General features: G+C 41.9%; 20 protein-coding genes. 10 read left to right on the top strand and 10 right to left on the bottom strand.

The annotated features are described in order from the left end of the window. Positions 1-82 precede the first annotated feature (82 nt). Positions 83-565, bottom strand: coding sequence for a competence protein ComK (locus PQ578_RS10810; protein ID WP_273834308.1), 483 nt, complete (start codon positions 563-565; stop codon positions 83-85). 446 nt (positions 566-1,011) lie between these two features. Here PQ578_RS10810 and PQ578_RS10805 point away from each other — a divergent pair, with 446 nt between their 5' ends. Next, positions 1,012-1,953, top strand: a complete 942-nt coding sequence (locus tag PQ578_RS10805) for a hypothetical protein (protein ID WP_273834306.1) — start codon at positions 1,012-1,014, stop codon at positions 1,951-1,953. 67 nt (positions 1,954-2,020) lie between these two features. Here the strand turns inward: PQ578_RS10805 and PQ578_RS10800 are convergent, their stop codons facing one another. Continuing rightward, the gene (locus PQ578_RS10800) at positions 2,021-2,287 is read right to left on the bottom strand and encodes a hypothetical protein (protein ID WP_098442829.1); all 267 of its coding nucleotides are present in this window, start codon (positions 2,285-2,287) and stop codon (positions 2,021-2,023) included. A 423-nt stretch (positions 2,288-2,710) separates the two neighbouring features. Between PQ578_RS10800 and PQ578_RS10795 the strand changes: the two genes are divergently transcribed. From PQ578_RS10795 to PQ578_RS10780, 4 genes are all read left to right on the top strand, one after another. Continuing rightward, positions 2,711-3,079, top strand: a complete 369-nt coding sequence (locus PQ578_RS10795) for a YwqH-like family protein (protein WP_273834303.1) — start codon at positions 2,711-2,713, stop codon at positions 3,077-3,079. Next, complete coding sequence (locus PQ578_RS10790) at positions 3,076-3,354, top strand: DUF5344 family protein (RefSeq protein WP_273834302.1); 279 nt, start codon at positions 3,076-3,078, stop codon at positions 3,352-3,354. Before PQ578_RS10795 ends, PQ578_RS10790 begins: the two co-directional genes overlap by 4 nt. A 204-nt stretch (positions 3,355-3,558) precedes the next feature. After that, positions 3,559-4,245 (top strand): GntR family transcriptional regulator, encoded by a 687-nt coding sequence (locus tag PQ578_RS10785; RefSeq protein ID WP_273834301.1) that lies wholly within the window; start codon positions 3,559-3,561, stop codon positions 4,243-4,245. 1 nt (position 4,246) lies between these two features. After that, the gene (locus PQ578_RS10780) at positions 4,247-4,855 is read left to right on the top strand and encodes a sterol desaturase family protein (RefSeq protein ID WP_273834300.1); all 609 of its coding nucleotides are present in this window, start codon (positions 4,247-4,249) and stop codon (positions 4,853-4,855) included. Positions 4,856-4,967: 112 nt separating this feature from the next. On the opposite strand, the gene PQ578_RS10775 is transcribed toward PQ578_RS10780, so the two are convergent. After that, complete coding sequence (locus tag PQ578_RS10775) at positions 4,968-5,240, bottom strand: hypothetical protein (protein ID WP_273834299.1); 273 nt, start codon at positions 5,238-5,240, stop codon at positions 4,968-4,970. A gap of 125 nt (positions 5,241-5,365) precedes the next feature. Then, on the bottom strand, positions 5,366-6,460 hold the full coding sequence (locus PQ578_RS10770) for a hypothetical protein (RefSeq protein WP_273834298.1): 1,095 nt from the start codon (positions 6,458-6,460) through the stop codon (positions 5,366-5,368). A gap of 198 nt (positions 6,461-6,658) precedes the next feature. On the opposite strand from PQ578_RS10770, the gene PQ578_RS10765 reads away from it, so the two are divergent. The 4 genes from PQ578_RS10765 (at position 6,659) to PQ578_RS10750 (ending at position 11,146) form a co-directional block, all read left to right on the top strand. Beyond that, positions 6,659-7,342: a response regulator transcription factor gene (locus PQ578_RS10765; RefSeq protein ID WP_273834296.1), complete on the top strand. Its 684-nt coding sequence runs from the start codon at positions 6,659-6,661 to the stop codon at positions 7,340-7,342. Beyond that, positions 7,339-8,343, top strand: a complete 1,005-nt coding sequence (locus PQ578_RS10760) for a sensor histidine kinase (RefSeq protein ID WP_273834966.1) — start codon at positions 7,339-7,341, stop codon at positions 8,341-8,343. Before PQ578_RS10765 ends, PQ578_RS10760 begins: the two co-directional genes overlap by 4 nt. Positions 8,344-8,445: 102 nt before the next feature. Further along, a complete protein-coding gene (locus PQ578_RS10755) occupies positions 8,446-9,210 on the top strand; it encodes an ABC transporter ATP-binding protein (protein ID WP_273834294.1) in 765 nt (254 codons plus the stop codon). Next, positions 9,200-11,146 carry an ABC transporter permease gene (locus PQ578_RS10750; RefSeq protein ID WP_273834293.1) on the top strand — a complete coding sequence of 649 codons (1,947 nt, stop codon included), beginning with the start codon at positions 9,200-9,202 and terminating at the stop codon, positions 11,144-11,146. The genes PQ578_RS10755 and PQ578_RS10750 overlap by 11 nt, the downstream gene beginning before the upstream one ends. A gap of 78 nt (positions 11,147-11,224) precedes the next feature. Here PQ578_RS10750 and PQ578_RS10745 read toward each other — a convergent pair whose 3' ends face one another. Together PQ578_RS10745 and PQ578_RS10740 are read right to left on the bottom strand one after the other, a co-directional pair. Next, positions 11,225-12,034 carry a hypothetical protein gene (locus PQ578_RS10745; RefSeq protein WP_273834292.1) on the bottom strand — a complete coding sequence of 270 codons (810 nt, stop codon included), beginning with the start codon at positions 12,032-12,034 and terminating at the stop codon, positions 11,225-11,227. A gap of 96 nt (positions 12,035-12,130) precedes the next feature. After that, the gene (locus PQ578_RS10740; protein WP_166000949.1) at positions 12,131-12,316 is read right to left on the bottom strand and encodes a hypothetical protein; all 186 of its coding nucleotides are present in this window, start codon (positions 12,314-12,316) and stop codon (positions 12,131-12,133) included. Between the two features lie 176 nt (positions 12,317-12,492). On the opposite strand from PQ578_RS10740, the gene PQ578_RS10735 reads away from it, so the two are divergent. Beyond that, complete coding sequence (locus PQ578_RS10735) at positions 12,493-12,660, top strand: DUF4021 domain-containing protein (RefSeq protein WP_273834291.1); 168 nt, start codon at positions 12,493-12,495, stop codon at positions 12,658-12,660. A gap of 133 nt (positions 12,661-12,793) precedes the next feature. Here PQ578_RS10735 and PQ578_RS10730 read toward each other — a convergent pair whose 3' ends face one another. From PQ578_RS10730 to PQ578_RS10715, 4 genes are all read right to left on the bottom strand, one after another. Next, positions 12,794-13,516: a DUF421 domain-containing protein gene (locus PQ578_RS10730; protein WP_273834290.1), complete on the bottom strand. Its 723-nt coding sequence runs from the start codon at positions 13,514-13,516 to the stop codon at positions 12,794-12,796. A 161-nt stretch (positions 13,517-13,677) separates the two neighbouring features. Then, positions 13,678-16,083 (bottom strand): M14 family zinc carboxypeptidase, encoded by a 2,406-nt coding sequence (locus PQ578_RS10725; protein WP_273834289.1) that lies wholly within the window; start codon positions 16,081-16,083, stop codon positions 13,678-13,680. A 222-nt stretch (positions 16,084-16,305) separates the two neighbouring features. Then, positions 16,306-16,506, bottom strand: coding sequence for a helix-turn-helix transcriptional regulator (locus PQ578_RS10720; protein ID WP_098442817.1), 201 nt, complete (start codon positions 16,504-16,506; stop codon positions 16,306-16,308). A 6-nt stretch (positions 16,507-16,512) separates the two neighbouring features. Continuing rightward, on the bottom strand, positions 16,513-17,037 hold the full coding sequence (locus PQ578_RS10715; RefSeq protein WP_273834288.1) for a DUF6773 family protein: 525 nt from the start codon (positions 17,035-17,037) through the stop codon (positions 16,513-16,515). Positions 17,038-17,040 lie beyond the last annotated feature (3 nt).

Genomic DNA, 17,040 nt, shown 5'->3' with positions numbered 1-17,040 from the left:
CCTCCACCTTCCAACAAAAACCTATTTTTCTATAGTTTAACAGAAAAAGGGGTCAGGCACGTGCCTGACCCCTTCAACCTTCTCAACAATAAACCGGATTATTCGAATAATGACTAACCCAGCGCCCCGTGCGCTCCATTTGTTTTTGTAGTCTACCTTTCGAAACCGGCACCATTAATTCAAAGCCATCCTGAAACAAAATCTTCGTTGTATTTTTCGTAATCGCATACGTATCCCGAACGTGCTGATAAAATACCCAGCAACAGTCAATGCTTTCGGGTGATTCAGTCGGAAAGGCCGAAATTGCATTCCAATTCGAAACAATAATTGGCGTCTGCTGCTCATACTTTAAATGATAAATGACCGCTTTTCTTCGTCCTTCATACGTGACGCCTGCTTCAAGACAAGCCTGCCTAATTAAATCGACTGGCGTTGTTTTTGATAAATAGATCCCGCTTCGATCATAAATTCTAGAACTATATCCAACTTCTTTCGCCACTTCAATCGCCCGAGTTGATTTACTAATTTCATAGTCATTCATAATTTCTGCCTCGATATTGACCATGTTTACTTTTCCCTTCTGTTTTCAATTGGCAATGGATCCCTTTCTGATTCCGTTGCAGTTCCCCTTTGTACAAGAAAAAGGTATACTTGTACTATTGTTGGTTTGGACGCCAACAACTGCCCCAGAATGTGTCCTCCAAGACAAAACATTCTGGGGCTTTTATGTATGCTATTCACTTTCTTCATCACCTCCTCTCACGATCAGCAAGATGACGTTTCACCACGCTCTTCATCATCTTGTAAATATTTCCACCCTTAACCTTGATTATAATGAATGTTCCGAAATATTCAAATACTTTTTTTAGTAGATAAGACCCAGAAAGGCCTTGCAGTGCCTGTCACCACCCGCTTTATGTAACTTCCTGTCGAATCGCTCCGCAGTTGTTTAGGATTGGGTTATATGGGTATTAAAGGAAATACAACATAATCGAATGTGAGGTTAGTCGAATGAAAAAGTACCTACTTACTCTATTAGCCTGTGGATTATTAGCTGCCTGTAATGGCAATCAAAATGCGACTCAAAACGAAGGCACAGAAGCCGCTACTACTGAAGAAACAGCTGCTAGCGATACCAACATATCAGAAGAATCGTCCTCAGTTAAGAAAAACAAAAAGGATACTCCCTCATCGAATTCAGCTACGCTCACCCCAGATTCACCGTCATCACCTAATAGCCTAACGGATACTGAAAAGAAGTTCCTACGAATTCCTACCGTCTCAATTGAAACACCTTATGGAGGAGACGGAGATATCGCATATGAACATACTCAAAAAGAAATTGTCGATGAATACATGGATGAGAATGGCCGCATTCATTTCGCTTTAGATGAGAAACCAATTCGCACCATTGTTAGTGGAGAAAACGAAAACATTCGCAACATCACAAATTATGGTGATGCGTTTATCGGAATAATAGAAGAGGAAGCTTATGAGCTTACCGATCAGGATCAGATTGTTGAAGCATACCAATTGATCCTTCGGGCGACCCCAGCTCAACTTCAAGGTCAAGAATTAACTTACCGCACTTATGAAGAAGCGACGAATTTAGAACGAGGCATTACCAAGATCACATATCTTATCGCTCCATCACTTGGTGATCTCGACTATATCGTCCAAACTCAGGCTTACGATCATGAAGCACTCCCAATCCTTTTAGAAGAATTAGAGAGTCTTGGATCACCAACGCTCCTCCCTCCCGCTCCTCAAACGCCAATGGACCTTCAGCTTTTCGAGAACATGCAAGCTGTTCAAGCAATGTGGGGACAGCTCGGGCAATTTGATGACCCGAAAACAAATCGTGCTGAGTTTGAGCAACTCTACCTTGAAGTGAGAAAAGAAACGCTCAACATGATGGCACGCGTGAATTATACGCTAAGTGAGGAAATATAGACGATACGCAAAAAACAGACCTACTCTCCGATGAGAATAGGTCTGTCTATGATAGGAATCCATTAAATTAAAACAATAGTAAACTAACACCAATCGCAAACAGCACAACGCCCGCAATCGAATAAAACATACCAGAACGCTGCTGCCCTTTGATTCTGTTCGAAATACCAGCAAGTAGATTAATGACGCCAAATCCCATGATACCGTATAATAGTAAATTCTCCTCTTCAGGAGTAATCAGATACATAATCGGAAGTAACAATATTAACGCAGATAGGATAAACTGCACAATGCTCAATGAAAACAATAGTTTAGATTCAGATTCTGTGCTCATCATTTTTCCTTCTTTCCTTTTCTAGGTGAACTGATTCATGACTTCTATCCTAATTATAACAGCGTCAATCTTGTTTTTGTTATGGCAAAAGTATGAACATTCGTTTAAAAAGGATTACCGCGCTTATGTACCACGTTCCCGGTTAGGGACTATTGTAATCATTTGACGTTTAGTAGAATGAAACCTTTCCATTGGAAGATCCGTAACTTTTATTAGATTAAGAACCTCTTCATTTTATCGCATTACCAGTTTTACAATAATATGGTTAAAATCATACATAATCTGGGTATAGGTACAAATACCCCGTACGTCAGTCTCACGAACAGGTAGAACAACCTATTTACCAGACCTCTTCCATTTGGTACCATATACTACTGCTTGAGTATGATTTTCCTTATCAAACATACAAAGGGGATAGCGCAAATGTCCTATTTATCCTATTTACAATCAGAAATAGCTGAAAAGCGAGCTCAGCTCGTCCGCCTACAATCTAGCATAGTAAAACTAGATGGCTTACAAAATGAATTTATTCAAAATAAACAGCTTGTCGAGCAACCTGAGCTAACGCCTACGACATGGGCCGGCGAATTAGCAAACTCCTTTCAAAATATACGTGAAGATATGAAAGCCTCTTATCAGAATCTATCAATTAACCAAGTGAATTCTGCACTCAATACAATGGAAAATAAAGCAGATCACCTTCGTCGTGAAATCCAGACGCTTGAATTTAACATCACCCAGGAAATCCACCGGTTAGAAGAGGAAGCGAGAGAAAGGAGAAATGCGAAGTGAGTAACGAAATGATAGTAAAATTTAGTGAAGTCGAGCAATCGATCAGCCAAATCGAGAAAAGCCTAAGCGCCTTTAACGCAGAGCTACCAAAGAACACCGGAGAAGGAAATACGCTGGATGTGGTCAATCGATTAAATGAGATAAATCATATGCTAACGGAAGTAGGAAACGCCTACAAAGAAATCCTTACCTTAAACAACCAGACCGTACGAGAATCCGTGCAACAATTGGAGAATGCGGACCAGGAGCTCTCCTCTTCTATTCAGATACGTTAGGAACGCATAATGAAAACGTTAGATACCGAATAGCTTCATCATTTTCTTTTAGCTCATCGAAGATCTCCTTCGTTGGGCTTTTTAATTTCCGAAATAAAAAGAAAGAATTTTCAAACAAAAACTCACAATTCCCCTCTCCCATATCTTATAATGGTATTACCAATAAATACTCTGGTATTACCAGAACAGAGGTGATCCCATATGATGATCGAACGTTCCTCCGAAAAGATCGCAAAACAGCTTATTCGTTCTATTTTAGAAAAAGAATGGCGCACAGATGACCCGCTCCCCCCTGAACGAGAACTCGCATCTCACTATCAAGTTGGCCGACCTACCATTCGTGAAGCCCTGCAGCGCTTGGAGAGAGACGGGTGGATCACGATTCGTAAAGGAGCGCCAGCCATTGTGAATGATTACTGGAAGCATGGAAATTTAATGACGATCGTGAACATTCTTCAGCACCATGATGATATTCCTGATGAGTTTATCGTTTACATGCTTGAGCTTCGGATTTCGTTAACACCAGCTTATGTCCGAGATGCTCTTCTTCAACACAGGCTCCAAATCATTTCACTTTTCATTCCACTCCAACAGCTAACAGACGACCCGAAATCATATGCTGAGTTTGACTGGAAGCTCCAGAAAAGCGTTGCCGAGCTCTCTCCTAACCCGGTTTTTCTTCTCATTTTAAATAGTTTCGAAAACATCTATGGCAAATTGGCTAAGAAATACTATCTAGAACCTACTCATCGTCAAGCATCAAAAGTGTATTATGAACAATTTCTCAAGGCTACGTTAATAGGAGATCTTGATCACGCTGAAATCTTGACGAAGCAAATGATGGCAACCAGCTTGGACCTTTGGAAAACGAAAATGAACGGGGGCGCGTAGTGTGAAAGGATTGTATCATGATTTTTTCTTCCACCTTGATATCTTGATTATGTTTATCCTGTTTCTCATCGTTCTTGGCTTCTTACTGACAATGCCCCTCTCCCCCTTTGTCCCAGTGTTTATCATCATCGGTATTGTTACCTACATGTTTAGTGAATACCTTACCCACCGCTTTTTATTTCACATTAAAACACCTAAGAACCCGTATCTTTTGAAACTTATTAAACGGTTGCACTATGACCATCATAAAATGCCGAATGATCTGAAACTATTGTTTCTACCGATCTGGTACAGCTTTCCGAACCTCTTGCTTCTTTGCTTGATTTTCTATTGGGCATCCGGATCTCTTCTCTTCACACTTAGTTTTAGTACTGGATTGCTGGCTATGTTCTTCGTCTACGAATGGAAGCATTACATTGCGCACCGCCCGTTTAAGCCTAAAACAAGATTTGGTCAGTGGATCAAGAAAACGCACATACTCCATCATTATAAAAACGAAAATTACTGGTACGGGGTTTCCACGCCATTCGTTGATGTCCTGTTTGGTACGTTAAAAAATGAGAAGGATGTGCAGATGAGTCAGACGGCGAAGGATTTAGAGCAGCGGTAGTAGGTGGGTATTATCAAACATTTTGTGTTGAAAAGGATAGAAATTACGATCTAAATGTTAATACAGAAGCGGCTAACATTAAATTGTTAGCCGCTTTACTATGTTTTTCATTTTATTGCTGTCGCAACGTCTGACCGCACGTATGTAAGTCATGAGTGATCTGCTGTAGAATCTGTTCTCCCTCAAGACTACCTGCCGTCGTTTGTTGAAGCTTCCGTTGGCACTCTCTCGCAACTTGCTCCGCTCGAATTAATTCCTGCTCAAACCGTTGAGTTAACGCCAGATCTCCTCGTTGCCTTGCGTCTAGCAACTGCTGACGAATGGTTTCAATATCTCCGCATGCCTGATGCGCTTCGCGTAACACTTGCTGAGTTATCTCGTACACATGATCAACTCCTTACTTCAACCGGATATCACTTATTATTGATCAAAATAGGAGAATTATGTAAAAAAAGACAAATGTCCATGAGGGGGGTCAGGTACGTACCTGACCCCCCTCATCCCATCGCCTTACTGCTTCGCTAAAAACGCCACCACTTCTTCTTCCTTCATTGAATAAAACACCGCATCATTTAAATGAAACAACGCTTCATGTTTCGCTTCTTCATACACCTGATGAGGAATGTTGCGATAAAGACTTTTCAGCATCGTTCTTTTCTTTAGCTCGCGAAGGTTTTTGAGTACTCGCTCTCGATTTACTTTAATCACTACAAACCCCTCTAGCTGAATCTCCTGATTTGGAAAGCGTTCTTCTAGCTGACGTCTTCCATCTTCGTCCATTTCAATTAGCTGAACTTCTTCAGCAGCCATTTCCGCAAAACTTCCCGCGAGCTCAATAAAACGATCCTCATCCATCTCAACATTATTGAAGATGACCACCGTAAAAGCATCTCCTTCATACTCAGGAATCCGAAGACGTTTCGGCAGACCAAAACAGGCATCTCGCTTTTCAAGAACAGATACGTGGTTTCTAAGAAAACGATACCGATGAAAAAAGGTGGTCAGATAGGATGTCACCACAGTAAAAAATGTTAGCAACGTTAGAACAATAAAATGACGAATCGGAGCATTTCCCATAATAAGGAGTCCAACATGCCCCAGTATGTATAAAGCCGCTAGCCCACCAATCACAATTTTTAACTTGCGATTCGCACTTGTGTTTTTGTCCTGATCGTACTCTTTCCCATACAAAAGATTCCGATTCAACAAATGACAACATCCCGTCAGAATTAGAAGCAATAGTCCATTGACCATTAATAGAGAAGTCCGTTCATCTTCCGAAACGTACTGAGAAACAACCTGCTCATGAACGAAAACAAAAAGAATGGTTGTGATCACACCGAAAACACCAAGATACAAGTAATAGCCAGACTCATACTCATATGGGTCTAAAAACAACTGAAACGCCCAGAAGTTCAATATCCCCACAATACTAAACAACGTTAACATCACGGTCAGTGAGCTATCATTATCTAAAAATGCAATGAAACCAAAGAGATCTAAAAATACTAGCGTGATCGCTACTGTGCTCCACCGAATGAACCGATGCGATTTTAATCGCATATAAGAAAAAACGAGGTCATCTTGATTTTGATAAACATTCACTTTCTTTCCTCCAATCTTCTTCCAACTTTACTAGTTTACCAGATTATTGAAATGGGTGTAGATTATCGCGAGTGCCTGTCACTACCCGGTTTTTGTTAGAAATTGTCGAATGGAAACTGACTTCATTCCCGTTCCTTACCGCTTTCCAATTATTTGCTATAATCAAGATAGATAACGAAGCAAAGTGTGGTGGACAAATTGTTTAAAATATTACTAATTGAAGATGATACATCACTATTTCAGGAAATGAAGGAGCGATTGGAGCAGTGGTCATATGAGGTTTATGGCATTCATGATTTTAGTCAGGTGATGCAAGAATTCTCTACGGTCAAACCTGACCTTACCATCATTGATATCCAGCTCCCGAAATTTGATGGCTTTTACTGGTGCCGGATGATCCGTGATCATTCGAATGTTCCGATTATCTTTCTCTCCTCACGCGATCATCCTACTGATATGGTGATGTCGATGAATCTTGGAGCTGATGATTTTATCCAGAAACCTTTCCACTTCGAGGTGCTTGTCGCCAAAATTCAGGCGATCTTAAGGCGCGTTTACAATTACAATACTGAGATGAACACGCTCAAAACCTGGCATGGTGCCACCATCGATTCTGAGCGGAACCGCGTAACCATCGATGACAATGCCATCGAGTTAACGAAAAATGAAATGATCATCCTTCTGATGCTTATCGAACGAAAAAACAAAATCGTTACCCGGGATGAACTAATCAATCGACTCTGGGACGATCAGCGCTTTGTAAGTGACAATACCCTTACAGTTAATGTAAATCGCCTTCGAAAAAAACTAGCAGATATTGAACTCGGGGATGCCATTCAAACGAAGGTAGGTCAGGGCTATATGGCTCTGGAAACGCAATAATGGGGCGATTTTTGAAAGAACGACGTAGTTGGATACTATTCATCCTTTTCATAGAAGCGTGCTTTCTTCTCGTTACATATGTGGATACGACAATCCCTTTTACCTCAATGCTATATGCTGTTTTCCTAACTTCTCTCCTTTTCTTTCTTTTTCTAATAGTACGATTCGTTAAAGAAACGAGATTCTATAAGGAGCTGGAAGACCGAGAAACAAACTTTGACATCACAAGCATCCCACATGCGACTAGCCCGTTTGAAAAAGTGGTGGAACACGTCACATCCGAACAAATTGAACAGCTGAAAGATGACTCCAGTCACATGAAGCACCAGCTTGAAGTCGAAAAAGACGATCTCATCACGTGGATTCATGAAGTAAAAACGCCTCTTACAGCACTTCATTTGCTTATTGATCGCGTACAGGACCGAGAGCTAAATGAGCAGCTTACGTACGAATGGCTTCGGATTCACTTTCTACTTGATCAGCAACTTCACCAAAAACGTATGCCAGCGATTGAAAATGACCTGTATATTGAAAAAGTAAATCTCGAAAAAATTCTCGTCGATGAAATCACTCCTTTACGTACATGGTGCAAACAGCGGGGCGTTGGGTTTGATCTTGATTTGAACGTAACAGAGCTACTAAGTGACGCCAAGTGGCTAGCCTTTATCCTTCGTCAATTGCTGACAAACGCTGTAAAATACAGTGAAAACAGTGACATCACGATTGCGAGCAGTATGAAGGGCTATCAACCTGTCCTTGTCATAAAAGACAAGGGTCGCGGGATCATCCAACGTGACCTACCTCGCATTTTCGAGAAAGGCTTTACGTCAACGGCGAACCATCAGGATTCAGCTGCGACAGGAATGGGGCTCTATCTTACAAGAAAAATCGCATCGCATTTAAAAGTATCCATCGATGTCACCTCAGAGCCAGGAAACGGATCTACTTTTACCCTCTCCTTTCCAGAACGAAATGATTTTGACCAAATTCGAGGCATGTGACAACAATGTCACACGCCTCCTCTTATTGTTCGGCAAATCGAAGGAAAAGCGGAATGCCCCTCTTTATACTAAAGTTATCAGCAACTCATTGGAGGGAATGTAATGACCAACGTACTTGAAGCAAGCAAAATTCAAAAAAGCTATGGCAATAAGTTTATGAAGCAAGATGTCTTGATGGGGATCGATGTTTCGATTGAACGCGGGGAATTTATTAGCATCATGGGCGCATCAGGCTCTGGGAAAACAACGCTATTGAACGTCCTTTCTTCTATCGATCGCGTGAGTGGCGGATCGATTAAGATCGAAGGGCAGGAAATGACGAAGCAAAAAGAAAAGCAGCTCGCGGAGTTCCGAAAACGACACCTTGGCTTTATTTTTCAAGAGTATAACCTCCTTGATACGTTAACCGTGAAGGAAAACGTGCTGCTTCCCCTTTCAATTGCGAAGGTATCGAAAAAAGAAGCAAACACTGCATTTGATGCACTCGCCGATGAACTCGGGATTTATGACATCCAGGATAAGTATCCGAACGAAATCTCAGGAGGGCAAAAGCAGCGTACTTCAGCCGCTCGGGCCTTCGTCCACAATCCGAGCATCATCTTTGCTGACGAGCCTACTGGCGCTCTCGACTCAAAGTCAGCATCGGATCTTCTAAATAAGCTGAGCGATTTAAATCAGACGCGAGAAGCAACAATTGCCATGGTGACCCACGATCCTGTCGCAGCGAGCTACAGCAGTCGCGTCATTTTTATTAGAGATGGTCGGATTTACACCCAGCTGAATAAAGGGACTGAATCTCGCCAAACGTTTTTAAAAGACATTATGAAAACGCAGGGCGTGCTCGGCGGTGTACAATATGAACATTAATCACATGATCCTGAAGAACTTAAAGAAGAACCTGAAGAACTATTACTTGTACGTCTTTGCCTTGATCTTTAGTGTCGGGCTCTACTTTTCCTTTGTCACTCTTCAATATGACCCTGGCGTCAACAACATGGAAACCTCGGCTAAGATGGCCGCAGCGATCCGAGCAGCTTCTGTCATGCTTGTTGTGATCGTTACTGTTTTTCTCGTCTACGCGAACAGCATTTTCATCAAAAGACGCGGCAAAGAAATTGGACTGTTTCAATTAATTGGCATGACAAAAGGACGCATTTTTCGAATCTTAACGATAGAAAATTTGCTAATTTATATTGGATCGATGATCATCGGCATATTCGTCGGCTTTTCCTTTTCAAAACTAATTCAAATGGTCCTCTTTAAAGCCGCGGGAATTGATGGCGTCGCGAGTCTCAACTTTTCCACTGCGGCTTTTGTGCAGACCGTTATCGTTTTCTTCGCCATTTTTGGAGTGATTATGCTAACAAATTGGATCTTTATTAAGGCACAAAGCATTCTCTCTCTTTTCCGGGTCACGTCGAAAACGGAAGATCGAATAAAAGGGATTTCCATTCGGGAAATCATTATGGGCGTGCTTGGACTTGTACTAATCATTGCAGGCTATTACGTATCCAGCAAAATGTTTGATGGCGATTTTTCAGAAATGACTGAGCTTCTGATCGTAATGGTATTCATTCTAGGAAGCGTCATTCTTGGCACGTACCTTTTCTACAAAGGGTCGATTCGCTTTGTCGCCAACCTGCTTCGAAAACGAAAAGAAGGCTATTTGAACATTAACGACGTCCTCTCCCTCTCGTCGATCATGTTTCGAATGAAATCAAATTCGCTACTCCTGACAATCATTACGACTGTATCAGCACTCGCAATTGCCCTTACCTCGCTCAGCTATATTTCGTATTATTCGGCTGAAAAAACGGCTAAACAAAATATTCCGGACCATTTCTCACTGGCGGAAGAGCAGAATGTGAATCGATTTGAAAAGGAACTGAACGAAAAGGGCTACGACTTCACGATCAATGAGTTGGACGTTCTTCAAGCAACGGTTTTAACCAAAGACATTGTTGCGAAACAACCGTCTAACAATGCATTTGATGCTAGTGAAATGATCTTACCTGTAATCAGTGATGAAACCCTTACTGACATTGATGTTTCTCCTGATGAAGCGGTTTTTACTGGCTTTAGTAAAATTCTTGATACCGTTATTAGCTTTGAAAACGAAGGGACCATTCAACTAAAAGGAAAAGAAGAAGTGACAGCACAGCACTATCTTGGTCTTAAACAGGACTACATCCTTCCTTATATTTACTCTGATGGCGGGCTCCCAACGGTCGTTGTCGATGAAACGACATTTGTGGCACTTCAGAAGGATATGGATGAAGAAATCCAAGATGAACCTCTCACCTATACTGGCTTAAATCTGGAAAACGAGTCAACGTTACCTGAAGCCACCGACTTATTCCAGTCACTTTCCTTTGAGGAGGACCAGGGAAGAAGCTCTCAGTACGAAGCCTTCCAAGAGCAAAAGGAAAATATGGGGCTTATCATGTTTATCGTCGGATTCCTCGGCCTTACCTTCCTGATTACATCTGGCTGCATTCTCTACTTTAAACAGATGAATGAAGGAGAAGAAGAACGTCCAAATTATACCGTTCTTAGAAAGCTTGGTTTCACGCAAGCGGACCTTTCTCGGGGCATTCGCGGCAAACAGATGGTGAACTTTGGCATCCCACTTGTCGTTGGCATTCTACACGGTTACTTCGCCATTCGTTCAGGCTGGTTCTTCTTCGGAACCGAACTCTATACACCCATGCTGATCGTGATGGGGATTTATACGTTGCTCTACTCCATCTTTGGTGCACTATCCGTCGTCTACTACAAGAAAGTTATCCGAGAAGCACTATAAAGAAAAATCGGGCGGTGCCAGGCACCGCCCGCTTTTTGTTAAAGTTTGTCGACAAAATTCCGTATGTGTCTCCATCACTTAATCCGTCCCACGACTATGCAGCCAAAGACCTCTCTCCACTTCTTCTGAGAACTCAAATCTCTCAACAAAGAAATCCTGAAGGCGTCCTTTCTCGCCACCATCTACCCACTTTCGATAACAATTAATCAGCCTCTGCACATCTCCTTCACAATACTCATCGATTAGCCTCGTAACTGTTCTCGTACTTCTCCAATAATCATAAAACGCAGCCGAGTAATCAAAGTTGTCTCCACTACGATACCCTGCTTCACCAAAGGCATCTAGCGAATACTCTCCGTATTCCTCTTTATACGAATCAATCAACAGGCGCTCTACCTCCATCACTCTTTCAAATCGCTCTGAAGACATCAAAAGCTTACGCGGCAAATAAAAGCAAATTCCTTCTTCAAACCACATGTCACTTGCATTCTCTTCTTCCCAATCTTCAAATTCTGAATGGAAGAAGTCTGCATGGTGAGTCATTTCATGAGCCGCAATCTCAGCGACATCAACCATCTCAAGATTCCGGTAATAATCCTCTGCTTCTTTCACACCATTCGTCGTTGTTAAGTAGATCTTTTTCCATGTTTCCAATAGAGGGGTGAGATGAATCAGATCTCTCGACGTATAAGCTGGAAGCGGAATGGTTGAATACAGCTTTGTCGCTGACAATAAATCATGAAACACAATCCCTCTAGGCGGCTCTTCAATCGACGTAAAGTTGTTTAAGAATGCCTCATACTTTTTAAGATACGTTAATAGCTCACGCCCACTTCGTTCAATTTCTTCTACTTTCTTCGTATCAGTTACTGACACAGCGTAATTCACGTAGAATCCCCCTTCAAAACCTCCTACTTCGATGGATGAAAGAGAGAATCCTTTTTTCTAATTGCTCAATAACTTTCATAAACCGAACTAGGAAGCTCAGCTAGAGCTATTCTTATGATTGGTCGGTACTTGACTAAGTCCAATCCCGATAACAGCGATCGCAATGATACCTTTCATCAACCGATTATAGGACCCATCCTCTTGATAATCCGCTATCCCCATCCACAGAATCACAACTGTGGCTACAATGAATAGAACAATTAATCCAATCTTTCTAGCCATAACAGCACCACCTATGGAAAGTTATACCATTAATGAATACCCGATCGCTTCTTGATGAAACCTCATATCGAGTGCCTGTCACCACCCGGTTTATGTCACATTATGTCGTCAGCATGAACGACTAACACGTATATCCATCCACCAATAAGCCATCCTAATCACTAGAGGTGATTCTAATGAAATTAAACAAGAAAAAATTCGCAAACCAGCCAACTGCTCTCAAGAAGTCATACGTCAATGAAGCGGATCTTGGTGTCGATCAAGATGAACAGGCGATGAATGGTGACTATGGCATGCTTGAAACAAAAGAAGAAAATCAACACCGAAAAAATAAGAAGCAATAGTTTCTCTTCCTACGATGAGAAAAAGCATCAGTTATCCTGTTTTCACCATCAAACATACGAAAAGGCGTGTCTCATCGCTGACACGCCTTTACCATTAACACGGTCTTCCCTACGTCCAATCATCTTCCCATTTTTAATGGTTGACAGGTGGTACATCTGTTAACGCCTGATCTTTCAAAGAAACAACAAGCTTTCCCTCACCAGTAACACCCGCGTAAAAAACAGAAGATGCCTTCATGCCCCCAGCCTTCTCAAGCTCGTCCATCAGCCAAGCTTCGGTTCGTCCAATATGTTTCAACAAGTCTTTTTGAACGCGCCCATCCAAAATAACGGGAATCTCATAATCATTCCCCTTCTTATAAATCGCCATATCTTCTCGCAACACCGTTTCTTTACTAGGGTATAATTTCACACTAAGTCTTCCATTCGCCTCCACGATTGCCAGTTCCACATCATCTGTATGAAAAACATCTTTTTCACGAAGCATTTGGAGAATATTATCGATCGAATATTGAATGTGTTTCATATTTTCCCTTAGGAATTTCCCTTGGTACATCACCACAGTCGGTTCGAACGTAAACAGCTTTCCAGCTTTCTGGTTCTTTAACTTTATTTTAATAATCAGCTTCTGCAAAAGAGCAATCGCAATCATCGCGACAACCGTGTGAATATGGTCAATGTTCGGATCTGCAATATCCGCTCCTACGACCGCACCAAAAACAAGCACGACAAGAAAATCAAACACAGGAAGTTCACCAATCGAGCGCTTTCCCATGTAAAGTCCGATCGCAAGCATAAACGGAAGGATCGTCACGATTCGAAAAATCACCTTCAAAGCATCCATGACTATTTCCATGATGAGCACCTCTTTCTTACGTATAGACTCATCATGTCCATAAGGAGCTTCATGCATAATTCAAATCCACGAATCTAAGCTCGGTATAGATTCAATCTCCCCAGCTAAATGGGATAACATAAAAAAATCAGTGAGGGCCTGTGCCCCCACTGATTCCTGCTTTACTCACTAAACACCGCATTCGAAAGAAGTCGGAACAAATCATCCGTATGATCACGGAATCCAGCTTCTATTCCAATCAATGTGACGTCTTGATCCCTTTCTTTTACGATAACCGGCTGTCCTTCTGCAGCATCACGGTTCTCCCAGTGACCAGCAACAAAGAAGTCTCCCGTATCAAACGAAGCGTGCACGTCGACGTTTTCAACATTCGAATACCAAACCGGTTGATATACAAAGCCGTAATCATCCAATCCATATCCTGAAGTTAATAGTTCAGAACCGTAGTCCACTTTTACAATACCGTTGCTGTTTGAATAGCCTTTGTTCACCGTTACATCGGTTACGCCAAGCTTTTTAGACGCATCTGATGCACCTGCTCCTACCGCAACGTACTTGCCTCCACCATCTACAAAAGATTGAATTTGTTGCTTAAACGCCTGGTATTGGCTTTCGCTCTCCAACCCGAACGGTGCATTTGCCGCGGTATTGTTGTAGGAAATCATACGAGACGTTCCACTATAGAAAAACGCATCTGTATCACCAAGACCATTTTCCGCAAGCTCTCGTGGCGTGATTTCTGTAACATTAAAGCCTAATCGCTCTAATGCCAATCGTGTTCCAGCATGAGATTGTGCTTTATAAATCCCACCATCTTTTAAAATCGTTACGTTTTGAGAAGTGAGTTCTTTTCCTTTCACTAGAGAGGCTGTTGTAACCTCAATACCAGATTCTTTGACGAGTTTCTTCAACTCAGGCGTCGGTGCTTCATCAACATAGAACGCACCATCTTCTCCCCACTGAACATCAAACCCTTTTTCAATGAGCGTATTCACCAGGTTTACTGCTTTTACAGAGGAGTTTTGGATCACATAAGGGCCATCCCCAATTAATTGACCATCTCCATCTACCTTCTTTACATCAAACGTCTTTACGTTAAAGGAACTCTCGGCCTCTACTTCAATCGCGTCAAAGCCCCATAGTTCAGGTAAATTCCATGCTGAAATATCATACATGGCTGGCGTAATATCCGTGATATCCTCTCCATCCCACAGCATCGTATTCGCAAGTCCCGCTTTTGCCTGACTCATATCGACGATATAAGTGCCTGCCGGATACGATTCTCCATCAAACGTAAATGACTTTTTCACTTGTGACACTTCAATATCATTGAACATAAGATGCTCCACTGCTTTTTCCGTAGCAGTTGGATCCGTTTCATCTACAGGAAGAATATAAGCCTTTGGGAAAAAGCCTTCTGTATGATACGGGTGATCGAACTGGATCCCGCGTTTAAACACTTCGATCTGATCCTTGATCATTTCTTCTTTATTATCATTTGAAAATTCCAGTGCTCCCATTACCGCATCATAGTGCCATTTCACACCGTCCCAATCATTCGTTGGGGCTTCAAGCGTGTAGCCATAAGCTCCGTGGTACATCGCATACATCGGTGTGAAGATCGGTGGATAATCATCCCAACCCGCTTCGTCGTCACGCTGCGGTATGTAAGTGCCCGTCATCGTTTGATAATTCACATTGGATGTATCTGTGTTCGTGTTGTCGTATTCACTCCGATGATCAACAATGTTCCCTTCCATTGATTCCGCCTGATCCATAGCCCACTTTGAATACAAATCGTATTCATAATTCGGATTATGTGGCGGTGTACACGGTTCAATTAAACCAGGACTAGTTTCCCCGCCATACGCTTTCACATACCCGTGCAAATCAAGAAACACCATCGGATTCCATTCTTTAATCAAATTCACCGTATGCTTTGTTTCAACTTGAGATTGCGTAATAAAATCGCGATTCAAATCAATACCGTTTGAGTTAAAGCGAGTCGCATCAATACGCCCATCTGGATTAGCCACCACGTTAAAGATTAAAATGTGATTCTCGAGTAAATCCTTTGTCTTCGCATCATCCGCCGTAGCAAATCGCTCAATCAGTTGAAGCGCTGCATCAGATCCAACAAACTCCGTTCCATGAATCGAAGCATTGATCATCACGGGCACTTTAAAATCGGGATGCTTCTCAATAAACTTCTCTGCTTTATCAGGACTCTTAAACATTTTCTTTCGCAATGCTTTTTGGTAGCCATATTTCCCTTTTGCTTCTGGATCTGAAATGGTAACCACATAAAGATCCTGTCCGTCTGATGACTGTGCAGGTGTCTCGACAGTAATCCGATTGCTGCTCTTCTCAATCTCCTTAAGCTTCTCATCAACTTCAGAGTACTTCACAAAATCATAGTTTTCACTATTAAACGGACTTCCATCTTCCTCCTGTAACGTTTCGTTCCAGTTCACATTCTTCCAGCTCGTCTCTGCAGATGCTGACCCCGCCATCGGTGTTGCAAATAGACCCAGCATCACAGCACCAGCAATTAGTTGCTTCTTCATCCCATTCCCCCTAAATTTATCAAAATAGTCTAAATTCTATTTTATAACTCTTATTCAATATTTTGTATACGACATTCTTCCTGATTACGCGTAGGTCTTTTGTAGGTAAGTGCCTGTCACCACCCGATTTATGTTAAGATTTGTCGATAAAACACTGAAGCATTGTCGTGAACAAAAAAAGCTACCTCACTCCACAACTCGTAGAATGACGTAGCTTTTCCTCTATTCCGGATCCATCCAAAACAATTCATCAAGCGATTTATTTAACGCCCAACAGATCGATAAACATAGCTGTAGCGATGGGTTGTATTTCCCTAACTCAATCAGCCCAATCGTTTGTCTCGACACGCCTACTTTTTTGGCCAGCTCCTGCTGGGAGAGATCGTGCTCCACTCTCGCCATTTTTAATCGTACATTCTTCACCATTCATCACCGCACATCTTCATCATCCATCTCTTCTAACTCTTGCTCATTCACTTGATCACTTTTGCGCTTCGCTATCGCATAAGGTACCACCATTATGGCAAATAACACAGGAATGTAAATCATTAAGCTCCCAAAAAGAATAACAAAAAAGAAAGTAAACGCTTCTTCTGAACTATTAGCATACTTTTGAGAGTTTCTGATAGCAAAAAACAGTGAAATGGCAACTCCTACAATCAAGCTGATCACAAAGTTTCTCGTATTAAAGCCCAACTTACTCGACTCACGCAGCTCCACCTCATCTGAAAAGATCCCAAGCATCGCTGATCTCCCAACGTAGAATACGGAACTCGCTACCAAAATAATCACTTCCGTCCATAATTCTCGCGTTCCCCCATCAACGAAAAATTGTTTATATACAATCGATAATGCACAAATCACCACGATTAAAATGTACATTTCTCGGTAAATCTTATTTTGCAGATTGGTCACCCGTTCATCATGTTGTCTTTTCTTAAATCCAAATCCCATCGT

This window comes from Guptibacillus sedimenti, from assembly GCF_028610665.1.
In the GTDB taxonomy this organism is placed as follows: domain Bacteria; phylum Bacillota; class Bacilli; order Bacillales; family Guptibacillaceae; genus Guptibacillus; species Guptibacillus sedimenti.
This window is presented reverse-complemented; position numbering and strand designations above follow the sequence as displayed.